This is a genomic window from Vibrio sp. 10N.222.46.A1 (assembly GCF_041473595.1).
GTDB lineage: Bacteria > Pseudomonadota > Gammaproteobacteria > Enterobacterales > Vibrionaceae > Vibrio > Vibrio tasmaniensis_A.
The window spans coordinates 1-3,835 of record NZ_JBFRSN010000097.1 but is presented as its reverse complement, the minus strand read 5'-3'; the positions used below and the strand labels follow the sequence as shown (position 1 = coordinate 3,835).

Below are 3,835 nucleotides of genomic sequence, written 5' to 3'. Positions count from 1 at the left end.
CCATTACCAAGAGGTTGATCGCTTTGTGGGATCGCTACCGGAAAACCAACTCTCATCTCTTGTTCTGTCGTCCAATACGACATCCCTTCAAGAACAAGAGCAGAAAGTGCTGAGTTCAAAAACAAGCTGTTGGCTGCACTCGCCATCGTTAACTGAGTTAATGCAGTTTTGTCTATAACAATGCTTTCTCGCTGGTAACGCGAAGCCTTTATATGATCCAATCGCTGTTTCCATGGAAGTGAAGGTGGCGCGCACTCTGGGTCAAGCTTACTTTGCCAGAACGACATATCTGCCTCCCTTTTGGCAGTGTCATGTTCACTATCAAAGTGATTGGTCTCAGCGCTGTTAGCACAGAGCTCATGCAAATGCCCGCTATTCTTTTTCAATAATTCAGAAAGAATCAGGGAGTGTGTTCTACCATCAACAATTAATGCATCAAAACTGGTAAAGACAATGGTCTGATAACCGATGTCAGAGTCAGGCAATTGAATAACAGAAACACGCCATGGCGACTTCGACAGGTCGTGCATCGTGTGATTACTCACTTGACGAATTTTACCAACTCTCTCTAGCGCTTGCTCAATCGACAAGTGTCGAAAGTCATGGGAGTCAAAATTCAAAGTCACCTTAGACGACACCTGCTGAACAAGCTTGTTCTCATCGATGTGCATCCGTAACGCATCGTACTTTTTTACCAATGATTCGAGGCGAGACTCAACTAAGCTCGATTCTATTTTCCCTCGGTATTCCCGGAATTCATGCATCGCAGTGCCACCCATAGGGATATGAGTAGAGCGACCGAGTAGGTAAGATTTTTGTAGCTCTGTTAAAGGCTTTGGACAAGAGGTAACTAAGGGTAACGAAGGACATGCATAACCTAACTGAGCGAGCGTACTTTCCAAAGAGTTATGTATGCTATTAGGTTCATCAGCTAAAGATTGAACAATCGCAATAAACTTGTTAAACAAGGTATCGACAAAGCCTTTAGGGAACACGTCCATTCGCACATCCCAATTGACAAAAATACCTTCGTACGCAGGCGCGATTTGTGCATCTAATGTAACCTGAGCACCTTGAGAGATTACCCAGTTCATTTTTCCGAAGACTTTTGTGACTGCCTCAGAGAATAAATCATCACCTTCAACATCCATTCCCGATGTAAATACGATAGGCGATGCTTGCACGGTCCCATAGTAACGCGATAAATCTCGCATCACCGTTACACCAGAATAGCTTTCATGGTTGAGTAATTGGTTCAGTTGATTGGCAGTACGACGACAATGATTAAGCGTTGATTCTTGAGCTTTCAAGCTAGCGCTGTAGATCAGCAAGTTCGAGAAATCACCTATCGTTGTCTCTGCATCGTTCGTATAGAAACCGCGGTGAAAAGTCGGCACATTCAATCGAAAATCAGGGCTGTTACAAGAGCTACCGACAGCTTGAGAGAAAAGCGTTAGAAAAAGTTGGGTTAAGGTTAAGTGGTGTTTCTTGGCTAACTCTTCGATCGAAGACCGTTGCTCTTGAGTCAACTGATGTGTGAACCGCTGACTGTGCCCATGCTGACGATCAATATCCCCATTAACATACGGAAACTCAGGTGCTCCAGCGATGTCTGGTAATCGTTGTTGCCACCATGTCTTATCAGACTGTCGTTTAGCTACGAGGTAATTGTCCGCCGCTTGTTTATCTAAATATTCAAAGAACGAATTCTTCTCTTGTGTCTCGTTGCCTTGATGTTCATCGCTATAGAGCTTAGCCAACTCTTCGACTAAGATTCGGAAGCTCTGTGCATCCACAGCAATCATGTCTACGTCTATATGCAAACGGCACTGCACTTTAGAATGACGTGTGATACCGATCTGCGCGGCCTGCCCATTGTCTAAATCCAGTTTCTGGTCAGTAATAGCAGTGCGCTTCTCTATTAAAAAGTCACGGGTAGCCGATGGTGAAAGGTGTTCAATATCATCAATGATAAGTTGATGAACAGAAGATAAAGGAGCGATGGTTTGTTGACCACCAGAAGTAACTTTCATCCGTAACATAGGATGATTGATGTACAACTTCCTCACCGCACTTGCCAATTTTTCTGAGTCGATATTTTCACCATCAAATTCAGCATAAATATGAGCCGCTACGCCTCCCATCGATTGGCCTGTTTGCCTACCGACATAATAAGCAGCCTGTACAGTCGTCAATTCTCTCATCTTCATTTCCACACTCATTCATCCATTTAATGTGCCACGAGGCTTATTAAACTAATGTAATACACCAGCTTAAGAATAAACTCAAACAAAAATGATAAGCGTTATCATTTTTGTTTAGTGCTAACTAATATGAGTTGATGTACTGATTGTATTGGGCATGATCTCACTACATCACCCAACAATAAGCTTGACAACACCTAGCTCCTATTTCAATAATCCTCAAAATTAAATGATAATAATTATCATTTATTGGAATTGAATGTTTTCCAAGTCATACCTGGACCGCGCATTTGATGAAGCCATAACATCAAGGAACACTTGTTTTAGGAGGAAGGATGCAAGAGTTAGAGAAGCAACTTAATTCAACCACGATAGAGCCACTGCCGAGTGTGATTGATGTAACGAGTGAAATCACTCTAGACGAAAAAAGTGAACGATTTATCCGTGATAAAAGATTCGAAATCACAGAAATTTTAAATGGGAAAGATAACCGTCTGCTCGTTATCATTGGACCTTGCTCCATCCACGACCCAGAGGCTGCTTTAGAGTATGCTCGTAAGTTGGCCGAACTACAGAACAAATATCGTGACCAGCTCTTGATCGTCATGCGAACCTATTTTGAAAAACCACGAACCCGCGTCGGTTGGAAAGGGCTCATTGTCGATCCCGATTTAGACAATAGCCATAAGATGAGTAAGGGGCTGTTTGTCGCAAGAAAATTCTTAAAAGATGTTGTTGATCTAGAGCTTGCAACGGCAACCGAGTTTTTAGACACCACCGTGTACCCATATGTATCTGATTTAATTTGTTGGGGCGCTATTGGAGCAAGAACCACTGAGTCTCAAACACACAGACAAATGGCTTCAGGCATCCCGTGCCCTATTGGGTTTAAGAATGGAACGGATGGCAATGTAACGATCGCGATTGACGCAATTCACGCCGCGAAATCTCCTCACCTAGTTTATGTCTCTGGTTTTGGTAATACACCCATGTCTGCAATGACACATGGCAACCCTAACGGACATATCATTTTACGTGGCGGAAAACAGCCAAACTATACTAACGTACACGTCTGTGATGTAACAAAACAATTAGAATTAAACGGCCTTAACCCCCGAATCATCATTGATTGTAGTCATGGGAACAGTCTGAAAATTGCCAAAAATCAACTCAATGTAGCCAGAAACATTGCAGAGCAAATCATTTCAGGAGAGCAGTACATCGCCGGCGTTATGTCTGAAAGCTTCTTAGTCGGAGGGGCGCAAAATATAGATGCGACGCCACTAACCAGAGGTCAATCCATCACTGATGAATGTCTAAACTGGGAAGATACCGTTGCAATTCTCGATGTCTTTGCAAATGCAATGGTAGAGGCAACTCACAAGAAATTATCGACGGTCGCTTAACCTAAAATTTTATATGGCGCATGCGCGCCATATAACTCTATGATGTCTAGTTATCGAGCGTTGCACCACCATCAATCCGCAAGTCATGCATAGTGATATGATTAGCTGCATTAGACATCAGAAACAATATCGATTGAGCAATATCTTTGGGTTCAGCAATCTTGTTGAGCGGAATACCTAGACGAAACTGCGTTGCATCTCCGGCAATGACCTGCTCCTCACCAT

3 protein-coding genes are annotated in these 3,835 nt (G+C 43.0%); 1 reads left to right on the top strand and 2 read right to left on the bottom strand.

The window, feature by feature from the left end; genetic code table 11:
• Window positions 1-2,204, bottom strand: a 2,204-nt coding sequence (locus tag AB4496_RS03445; protein ID WP_372130592.1) for a condensation domain-containing protein, incomplete at its 3' end; no start/stop codon positions are given.
• A gap of 335 nt (window positions 2,205-2,539) precedes the next feature.
• Between AB4496_RS03445 and AB4496_RS03440 the strand changes: the two genes are divergently transcribed.
• A complete protein-coding gene (locus AB4496_RS03440; RefSeq protein WP_009846397.1) occupies window positions 2,540-3,610 on the top strand; it encodes a 3-deoxy-7-phosphoheptulonate synthase in 1,071 nt (356 codons plus the stop codon).
• A 46-nt stretch (window positions 3,611-3,656) separates the two neighbouring features.
• Here AB4496_RS03440 and AB4496_RS03435 read toward each other — a convergent pair.
• On the bottom strand, window positions 3,657-3,835 hold a 179-nt coding region (locus AB4496_RS03435), incomplete at its 5' end, for an SDR family oxidoreductase (protein WP_372130593.1).